General features: G+C 68.8%; 27 protein-coding genes. 4 read left to right on the top strand and 23 right to left on the bottom strand.

Annotation, left to right across the window (positions count from 1 at the left end):
* From FJY74_06870 to FJY74_06845, 6 genes are all read right to left on the bottom strand, one after another.
* Positions 1-979 (bottom strand): hypothetical protein (locus tag FJY74_06870; protein MBM3308029.1); only part of this gene is annotated, 979 nt, incomplete at its 3' end.
* 103 nt (positions 980-1,082) lie between these two features.
* On the bottom strand, positions 1,083-3,023 hold the full coding sequence (locus FJY74_06865) for a T9SS type A sorting domain-containing protein (GenBank protein MBM3308028.1): 1,941 nt from the start codon (positions 3,021-3,023) through the stop codon (positions 1,083-1,085).
* A gap of 133 nt (positions 3,024-3,156) precedes the next feature.
* On the bottom strand, positions 3,157-4,413 hold the full coding sequence (gene hflX, locus FJY74_06860) for a GTPase HflX (protein ID MBM3308027.1): 1,257 nt from the start codon (positions 4,411-4,413) through the stop codon (positions 3,157-3,159).
* Positions 4,414-4,454: 41 nt separating this feature from the next.
* Positions 4,455-4,952, bottom strand: coding sequence for an LEA type 2 family protein (locus FJY74_06855; GenBank protein ID MBM3308026.1), 498 nt, complete (start codon positions 4,950-4,952; stop codon positions 4,455-4,457).
* Positions 4,952-5,476 (bottom strand): hydrogenase maturation protease, encoded by a 525-nt coding sequence (locus FJY74_06850; protein ID MBM3308025.1) that lies wholly within the window; start codon positions 5,474-5,476, stop codon positions 4,952-4,954. Before FJY74_06850 ends, FJY74_06855 begins: the two co-directional genes overlap by 1 nt.
* A 49-nt stretch (positions 5,477-5,525) precedes the next feature.
* A complete protein-coding gene (locus FJY74_06845) occupies positions 5,526-7,805 on the bottom strand; it encodes a T9SS type A sorting domain-containing protein (protein MBM3308024.1) in 2,280 nt (759 codons plus the stop codon).
* A gap of 261 nt (positions 7,806-8,066) precedes the next feature.
* On the opposite strand from FJY74_06845, the gene FJY74_06840 reads away from it, so the two are divergent.
* The 4 genes from FJY74_06840 to FJY74_06825 all read left to right on the top strand — a co-directional run bounded on the left by FJY74_06840 (position 8,067) and on the right by FJY74_06825 (position 12,082).
* Entirely contained in the window at positions 8,067-9,071 is a 1,005-nt protein-coding gene (locus FJY74_06840) for a hypothetical protein (GenBank protein ID MBM3308023.1), read from the top strand.
* Between the two features lie 5 nt (positions 9,072-9,076).
* Positions 9,077-9,646 carry a GNAT family N-acetyltransferase gene (locus FJY74_06835; GenBank protein MBM3308022.1) on the top strand — a complete coding sequence of 190 codons (570 nt, stop codon included), beginning with the start codon at positions 9,077-9,079 and terminating at the stop codon, positions 9,644-9,646.
* Positions 9,643-10,161 (top strand): DUF1648 domain-containing protein, encoded by a 519-nt coding sequence (locus FJY74_06830; GenBank protein ID MBM3308021.1) that lies wholly within the window; start codon positions 9,643-9,645, stop codon positions 10,159-10,161. The genes FJY74_06835 and FJY74_06830 overlap by 4 nt, the downstream gene beginning before the upstream one ends.
* A gap of 76 nt (positions 10,162-10,237) precedes the next feature.
* The gene (locus tag FJY74_06825) at positions 10,238-12,082 is read left to right on the top strand and encodes a M3 family oligoendopeptidase (protein ID MBM3308020.1); all 1,845 of its coding nucleotides are present in this window, start codon (positions 10,238-10,240) and stop codon (positions 12,080-12,082) included.
* Here FJY74_06825 and FJY74_06820 read toward each other — a convergent pair.
* The 17 genes from FJY74_06820 to FJY74_06740 all read right to left on the bottom strand — a co-directional run.
* On the bottom strand, positions 12,060-12,668 hold the full coding sequence (locus FJY74_06820; GenBank protein MBM3308019.1) for a 4Fe-4S binding protein: 609 nt from the start codon (positions 12,666-12,668) through the stop codon (positions 12,060-12,062). The genes FJY74_06825 and FJY74_06820 overlap by 23 nt on opposite strands.
* Before the next feature lie 60 nt (positions 12,669-12,728).
* On the bottom strand, positions 12,729-13,061 hold the full coding sequence (locus FJY74_06815) for a Na+/H+ antiporter subunit G (GenBank protein ID MBM3308018.1): 333 nt from the start codon (positions 13,059-13,061) through the stop codon (positions 12,729-12,731).
* The gene (locus tag FJY74_06810; GenBank protein MBM3308017.1) at positions 13,054-13,308 is read right to left on the bottom strand and encodes a cation:proton antiporter; all 255 of its coding nucleotides are present in this window, start codon (positions 13,306-13,308) and stop codon (positions 13,054-13,056) included. The genes FJY74_06815 and FJY74_06810 overlap by 8 nt, the downstream gene beginning before the upstream one ends.
* A gap of 1 nt (position 13,309) precedes the next feature.
* Positions 13,310-13,813, bottom strand: coding sequence for a Na+/H+ antiporter subunit E (locus FJY74_06805; protein ID MBM3308016.1), 504 nt, complete (start codon positions 13,811-13,813; stop codon positions 13,310-13,312).
* A 15-nt stretch (positions 13,814-13,828) separates the two neighbouring features.
* Positions 13,829-15,364 (bottom strand): NADH/ubiquinone/plastoquinone (complex I), encoded by a 1,536-nt coding sequence (locus FJY74_06800; protein MBM3308015.1) that lies wholly within the window; start codon positions 15,362-15,364, stop codon positions 13,829-13,831.
* A 3-nt stretch (positions 15,365-15,367) separates the two neighbouring features.
* Positions 15,368-15,715, bottom strand: coding sequence for an NADH-quinone oxidoreductase subunit K (locus tag FJY74_06795; GenBank protein ID MBM3308014.1), 348 nt, complete (start codon positions 15,713-15,715; stop codon positions 15,368-15,370).
* The gene (locus FJY74_06790; protein MBM3308013.1) at positions 15,712-16,173 is read right to left on the bottom strand and encodes a cation:proton antiporter; all 462 of its coding nucleotides are present in this window, start codon (positions 16,171-16,173) and stop codon (positions 15,712-15,714) included. Before FJY74_06790 ends, FJY74_06795 begins: the two co-directional genes overlap by 4 nt.
* Positions 16,170-16,727, bottom strand: coding sequence for a DUF4040 domain-containing protein (locus FJY74_06785; GenBank protein MBM3308012.1), 558 nt, complete (start codon positions 16,725-16,727; stop codon positions 16,170-16,172). Before FJY74_06785 ends, FJY74_06790 begins: the two co-directional genes overlap by 4 nt.
* A 42-nt stretch (positions 16,728-16,769) precedes the next feature.
* The gene (locus tag FJY74_06780; GenBank protein ID MBM3308011.1) at positions 16,770-18,704 is read right to left on the bottom strand and encodes a hypothetical protein; all 1,935 of its coding nucleotides are present in this window, start codon (positions 18,702-18,704) and stop codon (positions 16,770-16,772) included.
* A gap of 18 nt (positions 18,705-18,722) precedes the next feature.
* The gene (locus FJY74_06775; GenBank protein ID MBM3308010.1) at positions 18,723-19,895 is read right to left on the bottom strand and encodes a nickel-dependent hydrogenase large subunit; all 1,173 of its coding nucleotides are present in this window, start codon (positions 19,893-19,895) and stop codon (positions 18,723-18,725) included.
* Complete coding sequence (locus FJY74_06770) at positions 19,896-20,324, bottom strand: NADH-quinone oxidoreductase subunit C (protein MBM3308009.1); 429 nt, start codon at positions 20,322-20,324, stop codon at positions 19,896-19,898. It lies immediately after the preceding gene.
* A 53-nt stretch (positions 20,325-20,377) separates the two neighbouring features.
* The gene (nuoB, locus tag FJY74_06765) at positions 20,378-20,791 is read right to left on the bottom strand and encodes an NADH-quinone oxidoreductase subunit NuoB (GenBank protein ID MBM3308008.1); all 414 of its coding nucleotides are present in this window, start codon (positions 20,789-20,791) and stop codon (positions 20,378-20,380) included.
* A gap of 17 nt (positions 20,792-20,808) precedes the next feature.
* On the bottom strand, positions 20,809-21,747 hold the full coding sequence (locus FJY74_06760; GenBank protein ID MBM3308007.1) for an NADH-quinone oxidoreductase subunit H: 939 nt from the start codon (positions 21,745-21,747) through the stop codon (positions 20,809-20,811).
* A gap of 22 nt (positions 21,748-21,769) precedes the next feature.
* A complete protein-coding gene (locus tag FJY74_06755) occupies positions 21,770-22,252 on the bottom strand; it encodes a 4Fe-4S binding protein (protein MBM3308006.1) in 483 nt (160 codons plus the stop codon).
* 64 nt (positions 22,253-22,316) lie between these two features.
* Complete coding sequence (locus FJY74_06750) at positions 22,317-24,005, bottom strand: molybdopterin-dependent oxidoreductase (protein MBM3308005.1); 1,689 nt, start codon at positions 24,003-24,005, stop codon at positions 22,317-22,319.
* Positions 24,006-24,030: 25 nt separating this feature from the next.
* Positions 24,031-24,843, bottom strand: coding sequence for an FAD/NAD(P)-binding protein (locus FJY74_06745; protein MBM3308004.1), 813 nt, complete (start codon positions 24,841-24,843; stop codon positions 24,031-24,033).
* Positions 24,840-25,334, bottom strand: a 495-nt coding sequence (locus tag FJY74_06740) for a 4Fe-4S dicluster domain-containing protein (GenBank protein MBM3308003.1), incomplete at its 5' end; no start/stop codon positions are given. The genes FJY74_06740 and FJY74_06745, both read right to left, overlap by 4 nt.

Raw genomic sequence — 25,334 nt, 5'->3', positions numbered from 1 at the left:
TCACCCAGAGGTCACCGCCGGCGCACCTAGCCAGCCGGGCACTTCCATCGCCGTCGCGGGTGGGGTCGTCGGGCGCGTTCACAAGGCCGCCTTCTGCCCACCCCGTGTCCCCCAAGACCGCGTACCGCAGATCGGGCGTCTGGGACAGACTCCAGTCCCACACGATGATCGGTCTCCCGTCAGGCGTGATGTTGATGTCACAGACACCGAGATTCCCGGTCCGGTTCTCCACCCGCATCGGCGCCGACCACCCCCCCTCGTCACGCCGCGCCGCGTACACCTTGTGCTCGGCGGAGGTGATGTTGTTCCAGCGAAGCCACGCCACCCACGCCCGCCCCTCTTCATCCGTCGTCAGCGCCGGGTCCTCGTCGTCCTCGCCCTCGAACCCCAGCTGCTCGATCTCGCCCCAGACCCTCCCGTCCCAGTGCCGCAGGTACAGGTCCCGATCCACACGCCCAGCAGCCCTCGACGACTTCACCACCCACACATCCTCGCTGCTCGACGCGTGGATCGCGTAGTTGTCCCACCGGCTCCCTTGGGTGAACACCGTGTCCGGGGGTGCCCACCCGGCCCCGGTCCAGTGCGTCACCACCTGGATGTACCCCAGCGTGGACCTGTAGCGCTCCCACACGACCCACGGGATCCCGTCCGAGCCCATGGACATCCGTGGGCAGCGGTCCATGATCGCGTTGTCCTCGTGGATCTTCTCCCGCGGCGACTGCACCCCGTTCTCGATCCGCACGCAGTACGTCTCGCTGTCGCCCTGCACGGGATCCGTGGTTGACCACACGATCCACACGACCCCATCCGGCGACACCTCCACGTTCGGGAAGATGCTGTCGTACCCGTCGTTCGGTCTGACCATCTCCGCGGGCGACCAGAGACCAGCCGCGCCCGCGAGCGACGCTGCGGCGAGCAGGACCGCGCCCACTGACGCGAGTCCGAGCAGATGCCTGAGTGAACGCTGTTGCCTTATCATGATGCGGCCTCCGGGCAGGGAGTCCTTGGAGGCAATCCGGAGCGCGGCGAGGCGGGAGGGGTGGGAATTCGGAGAGCGGGCACTTAGATCGAGCGGCTCTCCCTCATCGGAGCATCACCGCCGTCCTCAGGTGCTCCGTCTCCCCCGCCTTCACCCGGCAGAAGTACACGCCCGCGGCGACGGGCTGGCCCGCGTGGTCGCGCCCGTCCCACACGACCTCGTGGACGCCGCGACCGAACGCGCCGCTCGCGAGCGACCGCACCCGCCGCCCGGCCGCGTCGTACACGGCGACGGTCACGTCGGTCTCCGAGGGCAGCGTGATCGCGAGCGAGGTGCCGCCGGTGAAGGGGTTCGGCGCGCAGCGCCCCACGGAGAACGCGAGCTCGGCGCCGTCGGGCACCGACGTCTCGCTCTGCACGAACGCCTGGAGCGTCACGCGCAGGGTGTCGAGCGCCGTCGCGCCGGGCTTCGCCTGATCGTCGCGCGTCAGGAGCAGCAGCGTCGCCACGTACAGGCTGTCGCTCGCCGCCCCGTCGGCGTCGAACGCGAGCGTGTACTCGGCGGGCGTCGCGCCCACCGTCGAGGGCGAGAAAGCGTCCACGAAGCTGAACCGTCCGCCGCCGCCCACGATCCCCGCCGCGTGGACCTCGAGCACGGCCTGCAGCGCGTCGAACCCGACGTTGAAGACGGCGAGCGACTCCGGTGTGAACTCCCCGCTCCCGTGGGAACCGAAGTCGAGCACGCCATCCAGGGCGACCTCGCTCTCGTCGAGCGAGGGCCTGGCGTGGCGGAGCACAGCGCCCGAAAGCTCGATGTTCCACGTAGGATGGTCCACGTCGTTCGCGGAGACGACGAGCGCGCCCTCCCTGACGCCCGCCGACGACGTGTCGAGCGAGATGGGGTGCTCGTCCGACCCGCCGGCCTCGAGCTCGAACGGCCCCGTGGGGCCTCCGAACCCCGACGGGACCGCTAGGGAGTACCGGAGTTCGTCGGCCGGCGCGACCGCCGCGTTCGTCACCTCGAGCGTCGCGGTCCTCACGCCCCCGACGATGGCCTCGCCGAGGACGAGCGTCGCCGGCGCGTCCACCTTCGCCGGCACCTGGATGTCCATGTACACGGGCACGTGGTCCGCCGCATCGTGGAGCGCGTCCGCGATGACCGGCCCGACCGCGTAGTTCGTGCCCGCGTTGATGGCGAGGTTGAAGTGTTGCCCGTCGTTGCCGTAGGCCGTGTAGGTGCCGTGGATGACCGAGAGGCCCTCGCCGTCGTCGAACGAGTACGACACGAGAAGCTGGTCGAAGCGATCGTCCATCCCGCCCGTCGCGCCGCCGCCGAACGCCTCGGTCCGCGTGGACTGCGTGTGGATGTCAGCGAAGTACGCGTTGTCGTACCAGGTGCCCGGCTGGTTGATCGGGTCCTTGAGCCGCCCGTTGTTGTTCGCCTCGCTCCGGACGAGCTTCAGGTATGCGTCCTCATCGCTCGAGCGGATATTGAGGTCGGCGCCGAAGATGAAGTGCGAGCCCTCGGGGAGCGCGTTCAGGTGGTTGCGGAGGACGGTGGTCTCGCTCAGGCGCTGGCTCTTGTCGGAGGACGTGGTGCCGGCCTTGAGGTGCGCCGAGTACACCCTGAACTCGGCCGCGCTCGAGCTGTACCCCACGGGCCGGAGGACGTACTCGGAGATGTTGCGAAGTGTCGTTGGGATCTCCTGATGCGAGATGAGCTCGACCGTCGCGACCTTGTAGAAGAGCGCGTTGTCGGTGTCGGGGCCGTCCACGAACGGGCCGGCCGCGTAGGTGCCGGGGTTCGTGTGGTTCATCGCGCCGCTCAGGAACTGGTTGACCCCGGCCTGGCTGAGCATCTCCTGGACGATGAGGACGTCGGCGTCCACCTCGTCGAGGACCGTCCGGAAGCACGGCACGCGCGCCGACCCGGTGGTCCCCGGGAAGTTGAGGACGTTGTAGGTCACGACGCGGAGCGCCTCCGCCTGGGGCGGCAGGGCCAAGAGAAGGACCGCAAACAGCAGGGGCATCCAATGGTGACGCATGGCTGGGGTCTCCATCGTCAGGTCCGGCACGGCCCAAGGGGGTGCCTCGGCGCGGGCACACTCACAATGCCCCATTTTGCACCAACTTCAGCAGTCTGTCAAGGCCGGGTTCGACCTGGAGCCCTCCACCCGCCTACGCCTCGCGGACGACCCCCAGCTTGCGGAGCCGCTCGGCGTCCGGCCTCGACACGCGCACCCGCATGACGACGCTGTCGCCGTCCTCGGTTCTGGACAGCACCTCTCCCCGTTCGTGGACGAGCGCCGCCGTCTTCCCGTCGCCCGGCGGAAGCGCCACCTCGACGACCTCCTCGCGCGACTCGACGATCGCGAGCACCGCCTGCCTGATGCCGTCCAGGCCCTCCCCGCTCGTCGCGCACGTGAAGATCGCGCTCGGGTAGAGCCGGCCGAGCCGCCCGAGCGCGCCGCTCTCGACGACGCGGTCGATCTTGTTGAACACGAGCCGGGTCGGGCGGTGCTCCGCCCCGATCTCCTCGAGCACCTTCTCGGCGAGCTCCATGTACCGCTCGCAGTTCGGCCGCGAGACGTCCACCACGTGCAGCAGGAGGTCCGCGCTTGCGACCTCCTCGAGCGTCGCGTGGAAGCTCACGACGAGGTGGTGCGGGAGCTTCTTGATGAGCCCGACCGTATCGGTGAGGAGCGCCGCGTGGCCGCCGGGAAGTTCGAGCCGCCTCGTGGTCGCGTCGAGGGTCGCGAAGAGGAGGTCCTCGGTGAACACGTCGGCGCCGGTGAGCGCGTTCATGAGCGTGGACTTGCCGGCGTTCGTGTAGCCGACGAGCGCGACACGCGTGAGCGCGCTCCGCTGCTTCCGCTGCGTGCTGCGCTCGACCTCGAGGTCCTCGAGCATCCGCTTGAGGACCCCGATGCGCGTGCGGATCCGCCGCCGGTCGGTCTCGAGCTGGGTGTCGCCGGGGCCGCGCGTGCCGATGCCGCCGCCCAGGCGGTCGAGATGCTCCCAGAGCCTCCTGAGACGCGGGAGCTCGTACTCGGACTGCGCGAGTTCGACCTCGAGCTTGGCGGCGCGGCTCTGCGCGCGGCGCGCGAAGATGTCGAGGATGAGCTCGGTGCGGTCAATGACGCGGATGTCGGTGGCCTTCTCGATCTCCCGGGCCTGGGCCGGTCGAAGGTCGTCATCGAAGATGAGCAGGTTCGCCTCGTACTGCGCCGCGGCGTCCTTGAGACGAGCGATCATCCCGCTCCCGACGTAGGTCTTCCCGTCGAGGCGCGTGCGGTTCTGGACGAACCGCTCGGCGACCGTCGCGCCCGCGGTGCGCGCGAGCTCGGCCAGCTCGTCGAGCGACTCGTGCTCCTCCTCCATCGTCCGGTCGGGAAGCCGCACGCCGACCAGGATCGCCCGCTCGTTCCGGGGCACGCTTCGTGGCTTGATGATGCGCCTCCAGCGACCCGGCGCGCCTAGAGCGCGGTGGGCCCGCCTCGGCCGCCCGGGACCGGGCCGCCGGTCGTGAAGGTCCCGCTCTCGGAGAACGGGAACGTCTTCGTGACGATGCCGCTCCGCACGGTCACGCGACCGTGCAGTCTCCACCGCTGCTCGCCGCCGTCGAGGATGCTCTGAAGGGCGTCCGCGCCGCTGCTCCACCTGAGGGTGACGGGAACGCTCACCGTCGCCGAGCCGCCGGCGGGCACGCTCACGGGGCTGTCCTGTCGCCCGTCGAGCACCTCGACCCCGTTCATCTCGAGCGTGTAGAGGATCCCCGACGCCTCCGCGGCAACGTCGTTCGGGTTCGTCACCTTGATCTCGACGAGAAGCTCCACGCCCTCGGCCGAAAGCCCGTTCAGCTCCACCCCCTCGACCGTGAGAGCCGGCCGCGCGATGGTTGAGCAGCCGGCGAGCGCTGTGAGGAGCGCCACGGGAAGGACGGCGACGACGGCGGTGCTGCGGACGCGGCCCATCACTGGTCTCCCCCTTGCCGTGCGTCTGCGAGGACCGCGGCCAGCTCGCGCGCCACGTCGCCGACAGCGGCCGCGACGGCCGGCGTCATCGCGGCGCCGAACTCCGTCGTCGCCGCCTGGACGGCGACGAGGTGAATCGCCGCGCCCGTCGTTTCGGCGAGCGCGGCGAGGAACGTCCCGATGGGCAACGCGTGCGTGCCGAGCGTGAGGCCGCCGGCGCCCTCGGCGGCCGACACGACGCGGACCTCGCCCGGCGCCGCCCCGAAGTCGGCCGCGTCCACGACGATGACCGCGTCCGGGCGCGCGCGGCGGAGCGGCCCCGACAGGTTCTCAGGCGCCTGGCCGCCGTCGAAGACGAGGCCGGGAAAGCGCCCGCCGAGCTCCCGCGCCACGAGCGAGCCCGCGCCGTCGTCGCCCCGGAGATCGTTGCCGATCCCGAGGACGACGACGCAGCCGCGGGCGGCCGCCCGCAGCGCGGCGGCCCACGGCGCCGCCGGATCGAATGACGACTCGCGCGTTGACACGCGCGCGATTGAACCACAACGGGTCGCGTGGCGCCAGCGGCGCGCGGCCTCACCGCGCCACCACGAGCTTCCTCACGTCCACCGCGCCGCCCGCCTCGAGCTTCACGAAGTACACGCCCGAGGCAAGGCCGCGGCCGCCCTCGTCACGGCAGTCCCACGCCACGCGGGTCAACCCGGGCGCCGCCGATCCGCTGAACGGCCGCGCCACCAGCCGCCCTGCAACGTCGTAGACGGACAGCGTCGCGTCGCCGCCCGCCGGCAGCATGAACGCAAGCTCGGCGCCCGCGCGGGCGGGGTTCGGCCACGGGGCCGCGAGGGCCGCGGTCGCCCGTCCCGCCGCCTCGTCGCCCTCGGGCACGTCCGTCCCCGTGGTCCACACCAGGAACGAGAGCCCCCCCGCCGTGTTCAGGAAGTTCCCGTCCATGTCGTACATGAGCTCGACGACGTCCACCATGCCGATCCCGGGATCGCCCGCGTCGAGGAAGAGCGTGCGGGGCTCGCGGGCACCGGCCGGCATCGGGATCGAGTCCACGCCCGCGGGGGCGAGATGCGCCGACCAGCCCGCGGGCAGGTAGGTCTTCATCCTCACGACCACGATCGCGTCCTCGGACCGCGGGTTCGCCGCCCAGAAGTGCAGGAACGTCCCGGAGTACGGCGCGAGCTGCGTGCGGTGAACCGCCCTGCACGCGAGGTTGTTGTCGAACTCCACCCACTCGCTGTGCGGCGGATCACCCGCGCAGGACGCCCGCACGCCGAACGTGTAGTACGGCTGGCCGAACGTGTTGCCGGTCGGGGGCATGAACGTCACCGGGTTCGTCTCAACGACCTGACCGGGCGCGATGCCGAGGATCGTGGTGGAGGCGAACGGCGCGAGCGCCCCAGGCACGTTCTCCACCAGCGTGGGGTCGCCGTAGAAGAACTGCACGACGACGGTGCTCAGGGTGGCGACACCCCTGTTCTCGGCCTCAAGCCTGATGGTGTTCGGTGTTCCCGGCGAGTAGAGGTCGGGTGCGATTGTGAAGTGGTGCCCCACCCACCAGTTGTGCCGCGGGATGCGGCAGATCGAGATGTCCCCCGCCACGGGCGCCGGCACGTCGACCGTCGTCCTGGTCATACTCCCGATGTCGTCGGCGTAGCCGCCGGGGAACGAGTGCGCGACCGGCGTCACGCGCCCCCACGTCTCGGCGATCACATGCGTGCCGTTCGCGCGCGCCTGGGTCACGCACTGCCACGAGTTCTGCTGGAGCTGGCCGCTCGACACGAGGTTCGCGAAGTCGATGGTCGCCGCCTGGTTCTGCGCGAGCGCGCTGTTCAGCTGCTGCCCGACCGCCGGGAAGAAGCTCAGCTTGCCCTTGGTGACGACGGCCGCGCCTGTCCCCGTCGCGGGGAGGAAGTCGTTGTAGGTGGCCGTCGCGCTCACTTGGTAGTTCGCGGGGACGAGCGACCCGAGGGACGCCGGCACCGTGATGCCTGTCGTCCACGGAAAGACCACCAGAAACTCCTTGCTCGTCCACCAGGTGTTCCAGAACGTGTTCTGGTTGATCATGAGCGCGGGCCCGAGCGTGGGATCGTGGATGAGGAAGGTGCCCATCGCGTCGCTCACGCCGCGCACCACGATGGAGTGCCCGATCACCGTGTCCTCGACGTCGGTGTAGCCCGTGCGCTGCGTGTCCGAGTCGCCGGGATCGACCGTCGGGAGGGAATCTCCGACGGCCGCTGCGTTCACGTTGACCATGATGGGCCACCCGGACATCAGGAGCTGCTTGAACTGCTGCATCGTCCAGCCGTTCGCGGTCCAGTTCCCTTCGATCCCGACCAGCCCGTACCTGCTGCGCGGCCCCGGCACCTGCCACACGAGCGGCCAGGAGTAGCCTGTCTGGCCAAGCGGCACGTAGTTCGGCGGGTTGCAGGGCCACGCGGCGGTCGCCGGCGAGAAGTGCACGGCGCGCCGCGCGTCCGTGAGGTACGTGCCGCAGTGCGAGCCGCCGCCCATGCAGTCGTTCGTGTTCGCGACGGCGGCGAACTCCTGCTGCGGCAGCGGCGGGTTCGCGTGCGGGCAGCCGTTCTGCATCAGGTAGTTGAAGAGCATGTCGAGGCAGGCGTTCGTGCAGTAGCCGTTTGGGATGGCGGCGTTGCCCGGCTCGGTCCACTGCCAGTTCACCGGCACGTTCGGGTCGTTGGGCGGGATCTGCGAGTGGTAGCGGACCGGGAGACGGATGTTGAACTGAGCGGCGGCAGGCGCAGCGGCAAGCAGCGAGGCGGCGAGGAGCGCCGCGAGCGCGGTGGGCGCGACGAAGGCGGCGGCCGACGCGTGATGGCGGCATCCCATGGGTCTCCCCCTTTCCGTCAGGGAGCCACCGGGTCCGGGCCCGCTGCGTCGTCGGCCTCGGCGGTGAGGTCGGCTCGTCCCCGGCACGCGGGCCGGGGCCTGGCCAATGCTCGTAGCAGACGATGTCTGGCGATTATCATACCAGGGGGACCACGTGCGGGAAAGGGGGTCTGTTGACGCCGCGGTGCGCCGCGGGTAGCCTAGCGGCCTCGGAGCGGGGCTCGGCAGAGGGTTGACCGGAATCAGGGAGGGTGAAGCACTATGAGATCGGCCACTGCAGGCGCGTCGGGAGCGGCGGTCCTTCTGTGGGCGGCATGCTGCCTGGGAACCACCATCCGCGTGGACATCGCCGGCGGCGGCGACTACAGGACCATCCAGGAGGGGATGGACGCCGCGGCGTCCGGCGACACGGTGGTCGTCGCGAGCGGAACCTACCCCATCACGAGCTCCATCAGCTACGGCGGCAAGGAGGTCGTGCTCCGCGCCGAGTACTCGCGCAACGCCGTCATCAACTGCCAGGGCATGACCCGCGCGGTCCGTTTCGAGGGCGAGGGTGCGGGAGCCAAGCTCATCGGCTTCGTGATCGTAGGCGGGAACGCCGGCTACGGCGGCGGCGTGAACTGCAGCGGCGGCACGCTCGCGACCGTCTCCGACTGCTACATCGTGAACTGCACCGCGGAGCTCGGGGGCGGCATCTACGTCTATCAGTCGGACGTTACCGTCACGGCATGCGAGATCATGTGGTGCAGCGCGACGGAGGCGGGCGGAGGCATCTACTCCTACTGGAGCGCGGACGCCTCCTTCGCAGGTCTCGTCCTCGCCGGCAACTCCGCGCCCGCCGGCGGCGGGATGTACCTCTGGGGAAGCTCCCCCGCGGTCCAGTCGTGCACCCTCTACAGGAACACGGACGCCCTGCACGTGCGGGGCAGCACCGCCGGCCTGACCGTGCTTCAGAGCATCCTCGCCTTCAGCACGGTCGGCAAGGGCATCTCGTGCTCCGAAGGCGGGGCGCCCTTCGTGGGCATGTGCGACGTCTTCGGCAACGCGGGCGGCGACGACATCTGCGGGACCTCATGGGAGAACGCGAGCGTGGATCCCCGGTTCTGCAACATGGAGCAGTGGGACGTCGAGCTCTGCGCGAACTCGCCATGCCTTCCCGGGGGCATCAGCCCGGCGTTGATCGGCGCGATGGGGCAGGGCTGCGGCGACTGCGAAGCGCCCGCCGCGCGATCGAGCTGGGGCGCCGTGAAGGCGCTCTACAGGTAGGCAACATGGAGCGCGAAACCGAGCGGGACGTGACGCTCACCACTGACCGACTCGTCCTCCGCGAGTTCCGCGAGGACGACTGGAGCGCGGTGCACGAGTACGCCTCCGACCCCGAGGTCGTGCGCTACATGCCGTGGGGTCCAAACTCCGAGGAAGACACCAGGGCCTTCATCGAGCGGGCGCTCGCCCTGCGGTCCGGCGACCCCAGGAAGGGCTACGAGTTCGCCGTCACGCTGCGCGACGGCGGGCGACTCATCGGCGGCTGCGGAATCCACGCGATGAGCCTCGCGAACAGATCGGCCTTCATCGGGTACTGCTTCCACCCGGACGCCTGGGGGCACGGCTACGCGACCGAGGCCGCGCGGGCGCTCGTCGAGTTCGCGATCGGGACGCTCGGGCTCCATCGCGTGGCCGCGACCTGCGACATCGAGAACGCCGCCTCGGCGCGGGTGCTCGAGAAGGCCGGGATGAGGAGAGAGGGGCACTTCCGGGAGGACGCGCTCGTGCGGGGCAGGTGGCGTGACTCGTACCAGTATGCGCTGCTCGACCACGAGTGGAAGGGGGCAACGCCGTGAGGACACTCAGCCGCGCGCCGGTGACCACGACGGCCGTGCTGGTCATCGTTGCGATCCTCCAGTTCCTGCACTACTACCCCATCCTCCCCGACCGGATCGCCGTGCACTTCGGACCGGGCTGGGAGCCCGACGCGTGGAGCGACACGCGGTCGTTCATGATCGTCTACGGCCTCGTCGAGGGGCTGGTGGTCGTCACGGCCCTGCTCGGGGTCCTGCTCATGGAGCGCGGGCACGCGGGGGCCGTCAACATCCCGAACCGTGACTACTGGCTGAGCGCCGAACGACGCCGCGAGACGCTCCACTATCTCGCCGAGCAGTTCCTGTGGCTCGAGTGCCTCACGCTCGCGTTCCTCATCGCGGTCGCGCAGACGATCTTCAAGTTCAACCTGCGGGGCGTTGCGCCGCTGCTCGTGCGGGACTTCTGGGTGACGTTCGTGGCGTTCCTCGTGGGCATCGGATGGGTGTGCGCGCGGCTCGCGAAGCGCTTCGGCCGGAAGCCGCCGGTTGCCGGCTGACCCGCCCGCCCCCGCGTGGTATCATGGTCGGGTTGCCCGATGGACCCGACGCATTCCCCCTGTGAGGAGGACATTCATGCCCGACGCGAAGGGAGCCGTCCCGCGCTGGGACCTTTCGAACATCTACGCAGGCCTGGACTCCGAGGACTTCCTCGCCGCCACGGCCAGGGTCGAGGCCGACCTCAAGGACCTCGAGGCCTTCATCGAGCGCAACAAGATCGGGCGGCTCAAGGCCGCGCCGAAGGACGTGGCGGGCACAGGCCGCGTCCTCGACGAGGCCATCGAGCGGCTGAACTCGCTCATCACGCTCTGGCGCACCCTCGAGTCGTACGTCTACTGCGTCATCACGACGGACTCCTACAACGCGCTCGCCAGGCGCCGCAAGAGCGAACTCGAGATGCTGGACGTCCGGTTCACCAAGTGTTACGTGCGGTTCGAGATGTGGGTGGGGTCGCTCGCGCCCGCGCTCGACCGGATCGCCGCCGGCGCGACGGCCGCGCGCACACACCGCGCCAAGCTCGGCGACATCGCCGAGCACAGCCGGTTCCGCATGGAAGCCCTCCTCGAGGACCTCGCGTTCGAGCTCGTCGTGTCGGGCAGCGCGGCCGCGTGGAAGCTCCACGGCGCGGTCACGAGCCAGCTCAAGGTCCCCTTCGAGAAGGACGGGAAGACGACCGAACTCCCGATGACGGTCATCCGGAACCTCGCGAACAACCCGGACGAGAGCGTGCGGCGCAGGGCCTACGAGACCGAGCTCTCGGCGTGGGCGTCCATCCGCGAGCCGGTGGCCTACGCCCTGAACAGCGTCAAGGGCGGCGCGGTCACGCTCGCGAAGCGCCGCGGCTACGAGAGCGCTCTTCACGAGTCGCTCGTGCAGAACAAGATGGACCGCGAGACGCTCGACGCGCTCTTCGCCGCGATGCGCGACTCGTTCCCGATCTTCCGCCGCTACTTCAGGAGCAAGGCGAGGAAGCTCAACAAGGAGCGGCTCGCGTGGTGGGACCTCATGGCCCCCGCGGACGGCGGGAGCCTCTCTTACTCGTGGGACGAGGCGGCCGCGTTCATCGCGGAGAAGTTCGGGCGGTTCAGCGGCGAGCTGGCCGACTTCGCGGCGGGCGCGTTTAGGCGCCGGTGGATCGACGCCGAGCCGCGCGCCGGCAAGGTCGGCGGCGCGTACTGCACGCGTGTCCCAGCGGTCGAGGAATCGCGCATCCTCAGCAACTTCGACGGGAGCTTCGACGCGCTCGGGACGCTCGCGCACGAACTCGGGCACGCCTTCCACAACCACTGTCAGCATGGGCTCCCGATGCTCCGCCGCGGCGCCCCGATGACGCTCGCCGAGACCGCCTCGATCTTCTGCGAGACCATCGTGCTGAACGCCGCGTTCGAGTCCGCGTCGCCCGAGGCGCAACTCGCCATCCTCGAGAACGACCTCATCGGAGCGAGCCAGACCATCGTGGACATCTACTCGCGATTCATCTTCGAGTCCGAGGTGATGAAGCGGCGCGAGAAGGCGGAGCTCTCGGCGGACGAGTTCTGCGAGATCATGCTCGACGCGCAGCGGCAGACGTACGGCGACGGGCTCGACGAGAAGCACCTGCACCCGTACATGTGGCTCCTCAAGCCCCACTACTACGAGCTCGACGCGAGCTTCTACAACTACCCCTACGCGTTCGGGCACCTCTTCGGCCTGGGCGTGTACGCGATCTACCTCAGGGAGGGCGAGTCGTTCGTCCCGCGCTACAAGGACCTTCTGCGGAGCACCGGCGAAGGGAAGGCCGCGGACCTCGCGGCGCGCTACGGCATTGACATCCGCTCGCGCGCGTTCTGGGACGAGAGCCTCGCGGTGATCGGGAAGCGGGTCGAGAGGTACTGCGGGATGGACGGGCAGGCCGCGCCTACCCCAGCCAGTCCTCGGTGAGGTACACCTCGCGCCGGCACGCCGGGCACATCACGAGGTAGCCGTCGCCGCGCCCGACCGGCTTCTCCTCCGGCCTGGCCGACGGGTCCACCGTCGCGCCGAAGCCGCGATGGAGCGCCACGAGCAGCGTGGGGTTCGCGACCGCGAGCGAGCCGACCTTCCGCGCGATCCAGCGCAGGTGGTCCACCGCGCCGATGACGTCGCCGCAGTGCTCGCAGCGCAGGAGCTCCTTCTCCACCTTCGTCACGGCGTCGGCGCGGCTGAAGACCGCGAGGTCGAACTTCGTGTTCGACAGGATGATGCCCTTCTTCGTCGTGCAGTACGCCTGGCACTGACCGCAGTAGATGCAGTTGTCGAAGTGGTGGACGAGGGTCCGCGTGTTCCCCTCGTCGATGACGTCGATCGTCCGCGCCGGGCACACCTCCGCGCACGCCCCGCACCCCACGCAGTCCTCCTCGTGATACTCCGGCTGTCCGCGGAACGCCTCCGCGGGCTTGAGGGGGGTGAACGGGAACTTGCTCGTGTAGGCGGGGCTCACGAGCGACGTGAGCGCCTCTCTGAGCTCGCGGAGCTTCGGTGTCCTCATGGGGCCTGCATCTCCTGACGGGCGGCGCCGTACGGCCGCGGTGGCCGCCGGCCGCGCCGGTTACCTGCCGGTGTCCTCGCGATACCTGTCCACGACGCTCTTCTCCCACAGCGGCACGCCCGCGATGTGCGCGCCCCGCGCCAGCGCGTGGCTGCCGGTCGGCGACGTCCACAGCACGAAGACGGCCGCGAGGAGCGCCTTGACGCCCATCGCGTTCCACCCGCTGTGGACGAGGACGCCGACGAGGATGAAGAGCGTCCCCAGCGTCACGCACTTCGTCGCGGCCTGGAGCCTGTTGTACACGTCCGGGAGGCGAAGAAGGCCGAGCGCGCCGACGAGGTCGAAGAACACGCCGAGCGCGATGAGGATGGTCGCGGCGGTTCCGTTATTCATCGAACCCCCTCCCCTCCAGATACTTCGCGAGCGCGAGCGTGCCGATGAACGACAAGAGCGCCCACGCGATGGCGATGTTCAGGTACCAGTCCTTGCCCGTGATGATCGCGAAGATCCCGCAGATCCCCACCACCATGACGCCGATCGTGTCGATGGCCACCGCCCTGTCGGGCGGCGTGGGCCCCATCGCGACCCTGATCAGGCACATGAAGCACCCGATGATGAGCAGGAGAAGGAATGTCATCATATCAGTCGAACACCCTCCTCAGGGTCGCCTCGAACTTGCCGGCGATGTCCCAGCTGATCTTCTCGATGTCGTCCAGATCCTCGTGCACGTTGATCCAGTGGACGTAGAGCGTGTCGCCGATGATGTCCACCGAGAGCGTCCCGGGCGTGAGCGTGATCGAGTTGGCCAGGAACGTCTTCGCCTCGTCGCTCTTGAGCGTCGTCTTGACCTTCACGATGCCCGGCTTGATGGGGAGGTTCGGGTGGAGCACCCGGTAGAGCACGTCCAGGTTCGCGACCACGATGTAGTAGCAGAGCACCGCCAGGTGAACGAGGGCCCAGAACCACCGCACCGGGCTGAAGAAGCGCTCGGCCCGCTCGGGCAGGAGGCCCGACACGATGAACGTGAAGAAGACCGCGACGACCACCCCGGCCACGATCCCCTGGATGTCCAGCGACCACACGAGCAGCATCCAGAGGACGAACAGGATGGCGAAGTCGAGCAGCCTGCGCTTGAGATGTCCCATCGGTGCTCCCTCTTGCTAGCCGAGAACGGCCCTCACGTACGCCGCGCCGTCCAGGAGCGCGTCCCTCGCGGGCTCGAGGATCCTGCTTCCAACCGCCGGATAGAGGAGCCCGAACCCGACGCACACGATGGCGAGGACGACGAGCGGGATGCACATGAGCGCCGGCACCTCTCTCGCCTTCTCCACGGCGCCGCGCACCGCGCCGAAGATGATCTCGCGCTGGACCTTCACGTAGTACGCCAGCGTGACGAAGGCCATGGCGACGGCGACCGATGCGATCGCGGGGTGCCCGGCCTTGATGGTCGCGATGATGATGACGAGCTTGCTCCAGAACCCCGAGAACGGCGGGATGCCGGCGATCGAGAGCGCCGCGAGCGTCGTCGTGGTCGAGGTGACCGGCATGCGGAGCCTAAGCCCGCCGAGCTGCTTCATGTCGCGCGTCCCGGTCGCGTGCTGGATCGCGCCCGACGACAGGAACAGGAGCGCCTTGAACGCCGTGTGGTTGATCAGGTGGAAGAGCCCGCCGAGGATCGCGAGCGCGGCGACCGCCGGCTGCCCGCCGGTCGCGAGCACCCTCGCGCCCACCCCGATCCCGAGCACGACATACCCCACCTGCCCGATCGAGCTGTAGGCCAGAAGCCGCTTGTAGTCCCACTGGCCGACGGCGAGCAGCCCGCCGAAGACGATCGAGGCGATAGCGAACGCGATCATGCTGTTCGCGATGATCACGGAACTCGGCACCGCGGGCGAGAACCCGAACATGTGGAAGAACACGCGGCACATCGCGTAGACGCCGAGGCTCTTGATCACGACGCCCGACAGCATCGCTGAGACGGGCGCGGGAGCCGACGGGTGCGCGTCGGGCAGCCACGCGTGGAACGGGACGAGCGCGGCTTTGAGGCCGAACCCCATGAGGAAGAACGCCGCCGAGAGCAGGAGCGCCGGGTTGAGGTCGCCCGTCGCGTGCTTCGTCGCGATCTCGCGCGCGACGTCGGCGATGTTGAGCGACCCGGTCACGGCGTACACGGTGCCGATAGCGAAGAGCACCATCGTGGACGCCACGCTCCCGAGGATGAGGTACTTGAAGCCCGCCTCCAGCTCGTCCGCCTCGATCCCGAACGGCACGAGCGCGTACGACGCGATGGACGCGATCTCGAGGAACACGAACAGGTTGAAGACGTCCGCCGTGATGACCACCCCGTTCATGCCGGTGATCATGAGCATGAAGAGCGCGTAGTACTTCTCGAGGGCGGTGTACGACCGCATGTACCTGAGCGAGAACAGCACGCACAGGAAGCCCACGACGTTGACCGCGATCAGGAGGAGCACGGTGAGGCCGTCGCTCATGAGGGCGATGCCAACCGGCGGCCGCCACCCGCCCATGTGGTAGCACACGGTCGGCGACCCGATCGCGCCGAGCGCCATCGCCGCCAGGATGGCCGTCCCCCCGACCGCCAGCACCTCGCCCGACCGCTTCCACCACTTCGAGAGGAGCGGGATGAGGAAGGCAAGCCCCAGCGGGATCGCAACGTAGTACGGCAGCAGGTTCATGCGCTAGCCCCTCAGCTTGCTGATCTGGGACATGTCGAAGGTCCCGTGCTTCTCGTAGATCCGGATGCACATCGAGACCATAAGCGAGAGCACGCCGAGCCCGATGACGATGGACGTGAGCACGAGCGCCTGCGGCAGCGGGTCCACGAACCGCTCGAGCGCCTCAGGCCGCATCTTGGGGTCGATGACCGGCGCGATGCCCCCACGCTTGTACCCGATGATGATGAGGTACAGGTTGACCGCGTACTCCATGATGCACAGGCCGATCACCTTCTTCACGATGTGCTTCTTGGCGACGAGGCAGTAGAGCCCCATCGTGATGAGAACCGCGCAGAGGAAGTAGACGGTCATGTCAGATCATCCTCCAGCAGGGCCCTGAAGGACCGCTTGCGGAACACGGCCAGCGCCGAGAACACGAGGAAGAGCGAGCTTGAGACCTTGAGCCCGATGGCGAGGTTGTTCGCCAGGATCGAGCCCGAGCTCAGGAGGCGGAACGGCGTTCCCTTCACGAGGACGTTCATGAAGAAGTAGCCGCCCCACACGCCCAGCCACGCGATGACGAGGAACGCGAGCGCCCCGGTCGAGTCGAGGATGGACGCCGTGCGTTCGCCCAGCCTCTCGAACGCCACGTCGCGCCCGTGCCCGAGCATCACGAGGATGAACGCGCACGCGATGACGACGCCGCCCGAGAACCCGCCGCCCGGCGTGATGTGCCCGTAGAGCACGATGTACGCCCCGAACAGAACGATGAAGCCGACCACGAAGTCCGTGATCGTCTTCACGATGACCGTCATGCCCGTCGGCTTCATGCTGTCGCGGCCTCCCCCGTCCGCACCTTCCCCTCCCGGCGGAGGAGCGTGAGAGCGGCGAGAATCGAGACGAAGAGGACCGTCGCCTCACCCAGCGTGTCGTATCCCCGGAAGTCGAGGATGACCGACGCGACGATGTTCGCGGCGTAGGTCGCCGGGAGCCCGGTCTGCACGTATACCTTCGACACACGCATGAGCGGCGCGCCGAACTCCGGGAAGCCCTGGCTCCCGAAGATCATCGCGCCGAACCCGAGCAGGAGCCCGAAGAAGATCAGTGAGGACACGACCGCCAGCGTGTCGCGGTGCGTCTCGATGGCCGTGTTGTCGAGGAGGATCGTGCCTCGGATGAGGATGATGAGCACGAGGACCTCCACGACGAGCTGGGTGATCGCGATGTCCGGCGCGCCCAGGAAGAGGAACGCGACCGACGCGGCGAACCCGACCGCGCTCACCGAGATGACCGCGGAAAGCAGGTTCCGCGTCTCGATGGCCACGATCGAGCCGATCACCATGAAGGCCAGAAGCGTGTACAGCTGCGGAGTGATGTCACCCATGGGTCGTCTCCAGCCTGTCGCGCCGCCGGGGCCGGCCGGTGCCTACGGCGTCTCGCTCACGAGATGTCTGAGAAGCGCGGAGAGCAGCGCGAACACCACCGCGCCAAGACCGATCACGCACCACGCCAGATACGTCGAGAGCACGCCGTTGTGGATCGAACGGAGCCCCTGCACGAACACGTTGCCGATCCGCCCGCCGACCTCGTACACGTCGAAGACCTTCGCCTCCGCGTTCTCGAGCATCCCGTGGAGGCCCTTCACGTCGCGGATCGTGTGGTAGAAGCCGGTGCCCGGCACGTGCATCGCGTCGAGGCTCGTCACCCTCTCGCCGCCGATGAACACGCGGCCCACGCGCCGCTTCGCGAACCGGCCCACGGACACGATGAGGAGCCCGAGGACCAGGCCGATCACGATGAGGCCCGTCGCCGTGCTCGGGTTCCAGAACCCGTACATGTGGCGGAGGGCCGAGGTCCCCGGCATGAGGAGCTGGATCTGGCCTGTCGGCGCCGTGGCGATGGCGCCCCGCACGACGGGGTTGATGAAGGTGTCGATGGGGTACTTCGCCCACACGCCGAAGAAGACGCACATCGCGGCCAGGACGACCATCGGGACGAGCATCGCTCCGTTGGCCTCGCGGACGTGCGCGACACCGCTCGGCCGCTGCCCGAGGAAGCCCGAGTACAGCACCTTCACGAACGACGCGAGCGTGAGCGCGCTCCCGAAGAGCGCGGCGTCGAGGAAGATCCAGTACGCCTTGAACCCGAGGTCGCCCATCTGGACGAGCCCGGTGTAGACCATCCACTTCGACACGAACCCGTTCATCGGCGGCACGCCGGAGATCGCGAGCGCCGCGATCGCGCACGTGACGAACGTGACGGGCATGGCGCGCGCCAGACCCCCGAGCTTCTCGAGCTCGGTCGTCCCCGCCTGCTTCTCAAGCGACCCGGCGCACAGGAAGAGGAGGCTCTTGTACACGGTGTGGTTCAGCATGTGGAAGAGCCCGCCCGCCACGGCGATGGGCAGGCCCGTGCCGATGCCGAGCACCATGTACCCCACCTGGCTGATCGCGTGGTAGGACAGCAGCACCCTGAGGTCGTGCTGGATGAGCGCCATGAGCACGGCGCCGACGATTGTGACGGTGCCGACGATCATGAGAAGGAGCGACAGACCGCCGCCGATGCTGAAGATGTCGATGCTCAGGCGGTAGAGCAGGTAGATGCCGAGAAGCTTGTCGATGGAGGCCGGAAGCAACGCCATCACCGGCGTGGGCGCGCCCTTCGCGGCCGCGGGGATCCAGGTGTGGAACGGCATCGCGCCGGCCTTCGTGATGGCCGCGACGACCATGAGCAGGTACACCGCGGTCGTCGCCGGGTCGCCCACGAAGACCGAGAGCCTGTTCATCGAGACCGTGCCGTAGTTCACCCAGAGATACGCCACGGAGATGAACAGCGCGGCGTCGGAGAGCCCGAGCATGATGAAGCTCTTCGACGCTCCGGCCGACGCCTCGTCCTTCTTCGCGCCCAGGTTCACGTACAGGAAGAGGATGGCGGTGAGCACCTCCCAGAACAGCAGGAGAACGAGCAGGCTGTTCGAGAGCGCCGCGCCGCACGCTGACCCGACCGTCCAGAGCAGGAACGCGTAGGTGCGGCGGCCGTCGTGCTCGTCGTTGCGCAGACCCGCCCACCCGACCGTGTAGAGCCCGATGGCGAGCCCGAAGAGCGTGACGAACACGATGATGAACGCGCTGAACCGCGTGAGGACGAGATCGAAGATGACCTTGAGATCGCCGAAGGCCATCCAGTCGGCCTGGTACGAGACCGCCCCCCCGCCGAAGAGCCGGGCGGACGCGACGAACGCCCACACAAGGGCGGCCAGAGCGATGAGCTCCCTTAGGCCGCGCACGCGCCTCGGGACGAGGAAGCACAAGCCCCCCGCGATGGCCGGAACGACGATGGGAACGAGAATCTGTGGCATCATCGGCCTTCCCCCGGATCGCTAGATCTGCTTCCTGAGCTCTTCCGTCCTCCGGTGACTCAGCGCGAGAAGGTCCTTGCCCGTCATGACCGGCCTGCCGGCCGGGTCGAGGACCGCGATGCGCTCGGTGCAGCTGTAGCACGGGTCGATGATCGCGAAGATGAGCGTCGCGTCCGAGATGGACTCGCCCTTGACCCGCGGCCGGTACGACGGGATGTTGACGAACGTCGGCGCGCGCATCTTGTGGCGCTCCGGCATGTTGGTGCCGTTCGACCGGATGAAGTGGAAGCACTCGCCGCGCGGCGCCTCCACGTGGCCGACGCCCTCGCCGCGCGGCATCTCGCGGATCTCCGCCGCGACGGGGCCCTTCGGGAGGTTCTTGATGCACTGCCGGATGATCTTCGACGACTCCTTCATCTCGAGGAGCCGCACGACCGCGACGGCGAGGCAGTCCCCGCCCTCCTGCACGATCATGTCCCACTCGACCTCGCCGTACGCGCCGTAGGGCTCGCTCTTCCGGATGTCAACGGCCACGCCGGAGCCGCGCGCCGTGGGGCCGAGCACGCCGTACGCGATGGCGTCCTCCTTGGTGAGGATGCCGACGCCCTTGAGTCTGCCGAGGATGACCGGGTCGTCGAGGATGGCGCCGGCGAGCATGTCCACCTGCGCGTCGTGCTCGTCCATCGCCTTGAGGACCATCGGCCAGACGTCGTCCGGCACGTCGCGCCGCACGCCGCCCGGCTTGTACCACGCGTAGTTGTTCCTGTTCCCCGTGATGGCCTCGAGACAGTCGAGGATGGGCTCGCGGTACTTCCATCCCCACATGTAGACGGTCCAGTACCCGATGATGTGGCCGCCGAGGCCGACCCACAGCATGTGGCTGTGGAGCCGCTCGAGCTCGTGGACGATGGTGCGGAGGTACTCGGCGCGCGGCGGAGGTTTGACGCCGACGACGTCTTCGACTGCGAGCGACGCGGCCCAGCTGTGCGACGCCGAGCAGATGCCGCAGATCCGCTCGACGAGGAACATGTCCTGGTCGTACGTCTTCTGCTGCGCGAGAAGCTCCATGCCGCGGTGGATGCGGCCAAGGTCCATGTCGGCGCCGAGAACGGTCTCCCCGTCCACGTGGAGCTGGATGTACTCGGGCTCCTCGAGGACCGGGTGGAACGGCCCGATGGGGATGATCGTGCTCATCTACTCGTCCCTCCTCATCGGGTGGAAATCCGGCGGCCGGTCGTGCGCCGACAGGAGCTTCCTCGGGTCCGGGTGGCCGACGAACTCGACGCCGAGGAAGTCGAAGATCTCGCGCTCGATGAAGTCCGCCGCGGGGTAGTACGGGGTGAGCGACTCGATCTTCGGGAACGGCTTCGGGAGCGTCGTGCGGATGTTCACGACGGTGCCGTCGCGGTCGATCGCGAAGTGGTAGAGGAGCTCGACGCCCGTCGTGCGGTCGCTCCCGCTCGCCGTGCAGAGCCGCCCGCGCTCCTTCTCGTACATGTGGCGCGTCACCGAGATCCAGTCGTCGTTGGACACGGTCACGTAGGCGCGCCGCGGGTTGTGCTCGTGGATCTCGACCCGGTCGCCGAACGCCGCCCTGAGGTTGTCCAGGACTTCCTTGCTCATCGTGTCGTCGTTCTCCGTCGGCCGGGCGCTCCCGCCCCGGCCGCTTCCCGGCCCTAGAGCTTCCCCAGGAGCTTCACGATCCCGTCGATGATCGCCTCGGGCCGCGGCGGGCACCCCGGAACGTAGGCGTCCACCGGGATGTGCTTGTCCACCGGGCCGGCGAAGTTGTACCCGTCCTTGAAGATGCCGCCCGTGCAGCCGCACGCGCCGAGCGCGATGACCGCCACCGGCTTCGGCGCCTGCTCGTACGTCTCGATGAGCTGGGGCACGACCTTGCGCGGCACGCTGCCCGAGACCAGGAGGACGTCGGCCGCCTTCACGCTGCCGACGAGCTTGATCCCGAAGCGCTCCACGTCGAACTTGGGGCAGAGGCAGTCGAGGACCTCGATGTCGCAGTTGTTGCACGCGCCCGCGTTCAGGTGGAACACCCAGAGCGACTTCTTGAATCCCCACTTCGTGAGACCCATGTCCACTCCCTGCGCCTCTAGAAGCCGAGGAGCGCGAGCACCATGCCGACGATCGCGAGCACCGTGACCGGGCCCCAGAAGAACCGCACGGCCTGGTCGATCTTCACCCGCGGATTCGTGTTCTTGATGAGGACGATGATCGTGACGATGACGAGGTACTTGAGGACGGTCCACAGGATGCCGATCCCCGAGAGGCTCACGCCGCCCCAGAACAGCGTGATGAGGAGGACGGGCAGCGTGAACAGCATCATCGCCTGCGTGAGCTTCACCACGGCCAATGCGGCGCCGGAGTACTCGATGTGCGTGCCGTCCATGATCTCCGTCTCCGCCTCGGGGATGTCGAACGGCGGATACGTGAGCTTCGCCTGCGCGCAGAGGATGCAGACGATGAACGCGATGATGCAGGAGACGTTGCCGAGGAGGACGCCCTCCACGGCCTGATACTCGAGGATGCCGTCGAGCCTGAGCGTCATCGGCGACACCTTCGTGATGGCGATGAAGATGGCGATGACGAACGGAAGCTCGTAGGCGAGGATGAGCTTCATCTCGCGGCTGGCGCCGACGCTCGCGAGCGGGTTCGACGACGCGGACGCGCCGAGGATCATCCCGAGCGACGGGATCGTGAGAAGGTAGATGACGCCGATGAGGTCGCCGACGAACCCGGCGCCGCGGAGGTTCGTGAGCCACAGGAGCGTCGAGACCAGCACGACGGCCGCGAGACCCGCGACCGGGGCGAGCAGGAACCCGGCGCCGCGCGCGCCCTCGGGGATCACGATCTCCTTCCCGAGGAGCTTGAAGACGTCGGCGAACGGCTGGTACCACGGCGGGCCGACGCGCCACTGCACGCGGGCGCTCACCTTCCGGTCCACCCACGACGTCAGAAGCCCCACGACGGCCGTGAACAGGAACCCGGGGAAGATGAGGAAGTAGAGCAGCATGCTGAGTGTCGAAGCCATCCCGTGACCTCTCCCGTCGCTCTTAGCGCTTCCGCCTGACCGTCTTCGCCACGGTGCGGGCGCCTCTCATCGGGGTGCCCCTCTGGACGCTCACGTCGCTGATGTCCTCGAACGTGCGCGCGCCGGACACGCAGGTGCCGGCGCACATCGCGTCCTTCCCCTCGAGCGTCCGCCAGCTGCACAGGTCGCACTTCGGCAGGTTGTGGCGCGTCTTCTCGAGGTCGATCGCGCCGAACGGGCAGGCCTGCGCGCACGACGTGCAGGCGCTGCACTTCATGTTGCTGCGCACGACGAGCCCGTCGTCGCGGCGCTTGATGGCCTCCTGCGGGCACGCGGCCTCGCAGAGCGGCTGCTCGCAGTGCCGGCAGTTCATCTGGAGGACGGTGTTCGTGAGAACGCTCGACGCCTCGAGATGGTCCTGCTGGTTGTGCGAGTAGAAGCACGCCGCGATGCAGCTCTTGCAGCTCAAGCATCGGCCGTAGTCGAGGACGTTCCTCTTGTTCATCCGCTTCTCCCGAGGTCCCTTCCGGCCGCCCGCGCGCTCCGCGGCGCGGCCGCCCTGGCGGTCGTCACGAGCCCGCGCGCACCGAAGCGCCGGGCGCCGCGACGTCGAACCACCGCGTCGCCGCGTTCGGCGTCCAGACCATGAGGCCGCGAGCGTCCGCCACATACGTGGGGATCGCCACGAGCCCGTCCGGCATCCTGTCCGTGACCGTCGCGATGATCGTGGCCTCGCCCCTGTCGGACGCCACCGTCGCGTTCTCGCCCGGGCGGACGCCGAGGCGCGCCGCCGTCGCCTCGCCGATCCAGATCTCGCAGTACGGCCGAAGCGCCTGCGCGAACGCCATGCGTCCCGTGACGGCGCCGTCCCACCGGTGGATCGGGCTGATGCACTCCACGAGCGCCAGGCCGTCGCCCGCGCCCGCGACGAGCTTGGCGAGCGCCGCGGCCGCGTCCACCGTCGCCGGCGGATGCTCGCCCCGCGCCTGCGCCCCGGACAGCGGCGCGCCGAGCGCCTCGGCCAGCGCCGCGAGAACCTCGCGCGCCGGCGCGGCGTCGCCCTGCGGCGCGACCGCCGGCTCGACGGTCGTGGACACGCCGAACGACGCCGCGTACGAGCCGGCCGCCTCGGTCCACGCGGCGAGCGGGAGCCCGACGTCGGCCCGCTTCGTCGTGTCGTTCTCGAAGATCGCCGACGCCGCGAGGAACGAGAGCCTGTCCACGGCGTCCGCGCAGAGCGCGCCGGGATAGAGCTGGAACATGTCGGGCCCGAGCACGAGGAGCGTCTTGATCTTCCCGGACTCGACGTCCTTCAGGATCTCCGGGACCGTCCGCGCGGAGCCGACGCGCTGGTGCGCGCCGATCGCGTTGCCGCCCCGGAGGAGCGGCGCGTACTTCCCGCCGCAGGCGTGCGCGAGCTTCGCGGCGAGCATGCCCGTGAGGTAGGCCGACGTCGAGTCACCGAGGCGCGTCGAGGCGAGCACGAGGACCTTCTTCTTGCCCTTGAGCTCCTTTGCCATCGCCTCGAGCTCGCCGGCGCTCATGCCCCAGGCCGCGGCGGCCTTCGCCGGGTCAACGCGCGGCACGCCCTGCGCGTTCATGGCCGTGAGGAGCGCCGCGAGGAAGACGGGCTCGCCGCCCGGGCGCACCTGGACGTGCCGGTCCGCGAACCAGTCGGTGTTGGTCCGGTACGGGTTCACGGTGTAGACGCGGTTGGCCCGCGCGAGGTGACGCGACGCGATGACGCGCTTCGCGACGCACGGGTGGCCCCAGAACACGTCGCCGACGAGCACCGTCGCCTCGGCGCCGTCCATGTCCTCCGGCGTCGCGTCGCCCGCCCCGCCGCCGGCGAGGAGCGGGAAGTCCGAGCCATCGTACGCGACGGCGAGGCTCGGCGTGCCGACGGCCTTCGTGGCGAACTCCACCGCCGCGTCGTAGTCCTCGTTGGACAGCTCGGTGCCGACGATGACGCCGACCGCGTCGCCGCCGTGGCCCGCCTTCGCGTCGGCGATGGCGGTCGCGGCCTTCGTGACCGCGCTCGACAGGGGGACACGCCGGCGGTTCACGGTGCCGGCGAGGAACCGCTTCGGGTGCTGGAGGATCTCGAGGTTGTAGTGGCCGCGAACGCAGAGAGCGCCCTTGTTCTGTCTCGCCTCGGGGTCGAGATCGGTCCGCACGGGCACGCCCTGGTCCACCTCGAGGCCGAACCCGCACTGGAACGAGCAGAAGAGACAGGAGGCCTTCTTCGTCTCGGGCATGTCGCCTTCCCCTGGAGCGTTTCCTCTAGAACGGATCCTCGAACTTCGCGACCTGCGCCGCCGTGAGCACGGGCCCGTCCTTGCAGATGTAGTACTCGCCCATCATGCAGTGGCCGCACTTGCCCAGGCCGCAGCTCATGTTGCGCTCCATCGAGTGGTAGATGTGGTTCGGGTCCCAGCCCTTCTCGATGAGCTTGAGGTTGACGAACTTGAGCATGATCGGCGGGCCGCACACGAACGCGGCCGCGGTCTTCATGTCGAACGGGGTGTCCTCGAGCAGCACGGTGATGACGCCCACGGTGCCCGTCCACGACGGGTGCGGCGCGTCGATCGTGAGGAGGACCTCCGTGTTCTTCATCTTTGCCCACTGCGGGAGGAGGTCCTTGTACACGATGTCGTCGGGCGTCCGCGCGCCGTAGCGGATGGAGATCTTCCTGTACTTGTCGATCTCGTGGAAGAGCGCGAGGATGAGCGAGCGGAGCGGGGCGAGCCCCACGCCTCCCCCAACGATGAGGATCTCCTTCCCGGCGAAGGACGTGAGGTCGTACCCCTTGCCGTAGGGGCCCCGGATCCCGACGATGTCGCCGACCTTCATCCTCTCGAGCGCCTCGGTCACCGTCCCGACCCGCATGATGGTGATCTCGAGCGTGTCCTTCACGTTCGGGTTCGAAGACGGCGTGAACGGCGCCTCGCCGACGCCCGGCACGGTGAGCTCGACGAACTGCCCGGCCTCGAAGGTCAGCGGCTCCTTCGGCCGGAAGCGGTACGTCGTGATGGCCGGGGTCTCCTTCTTGATGTCCTCGATGACGCTGTCGATCGGCCGGTAGAGGTTCTTCATGCCCTCGCCTTCTCCGTGAGCACGTGTCGGATCGCCTCGCGCATGTCGATCCTGCCCATGCACGCGTCGATGCACCGCCCGCAGCCCGTGCAGGTCACAAGGCCGTAGCGGTCGCGCGAGTACTCGAACTTGCAGCGGAGCCGGTTCTCGAGGCGCTGCGGGAGCGCGGGCCTCGAGTTGCCGCCGCCTCCCGTGCGCGCGTAGCCGATCGAAAGGCAGGTGTCCCAGACGCGCGTGCGCTCGTTGGCGGTCTTCGTGGGGTGGTCCACCAGCAGGAAGCACGTGCAGCTCGGGCAGGCGCGGTTGCAGGCGCCGCAGCCGACGCAGTTCTGCGTGACGTGCGCCCAGGCCTCCGCGGACGCCTCGAGATCGTACGCGTCCGGCGGGCCGTCCATCTCGAACTTCGCGTTCTGCCGGTCCACGGCCTCGGCGACGGACCTTCTCGTCCGCTCGCGCTCGCTCCGGTGCTCGGCCGACACGGCCGTGAGGAG

Source organism: Candidatus Effluviviaceae Genus I sp., from assembly GCA_016867725.1.
Lineage (GTDB): Bacteria > Joyebacterota > Joyebacteria > Joyebacterales > Joyebacteraceae > VGIX01.
The sequence above is the reverse complement of the archived record's forward strand: the minus strand, read 5'-3'. Positions and strand labels throughout refer to the sequence as shown.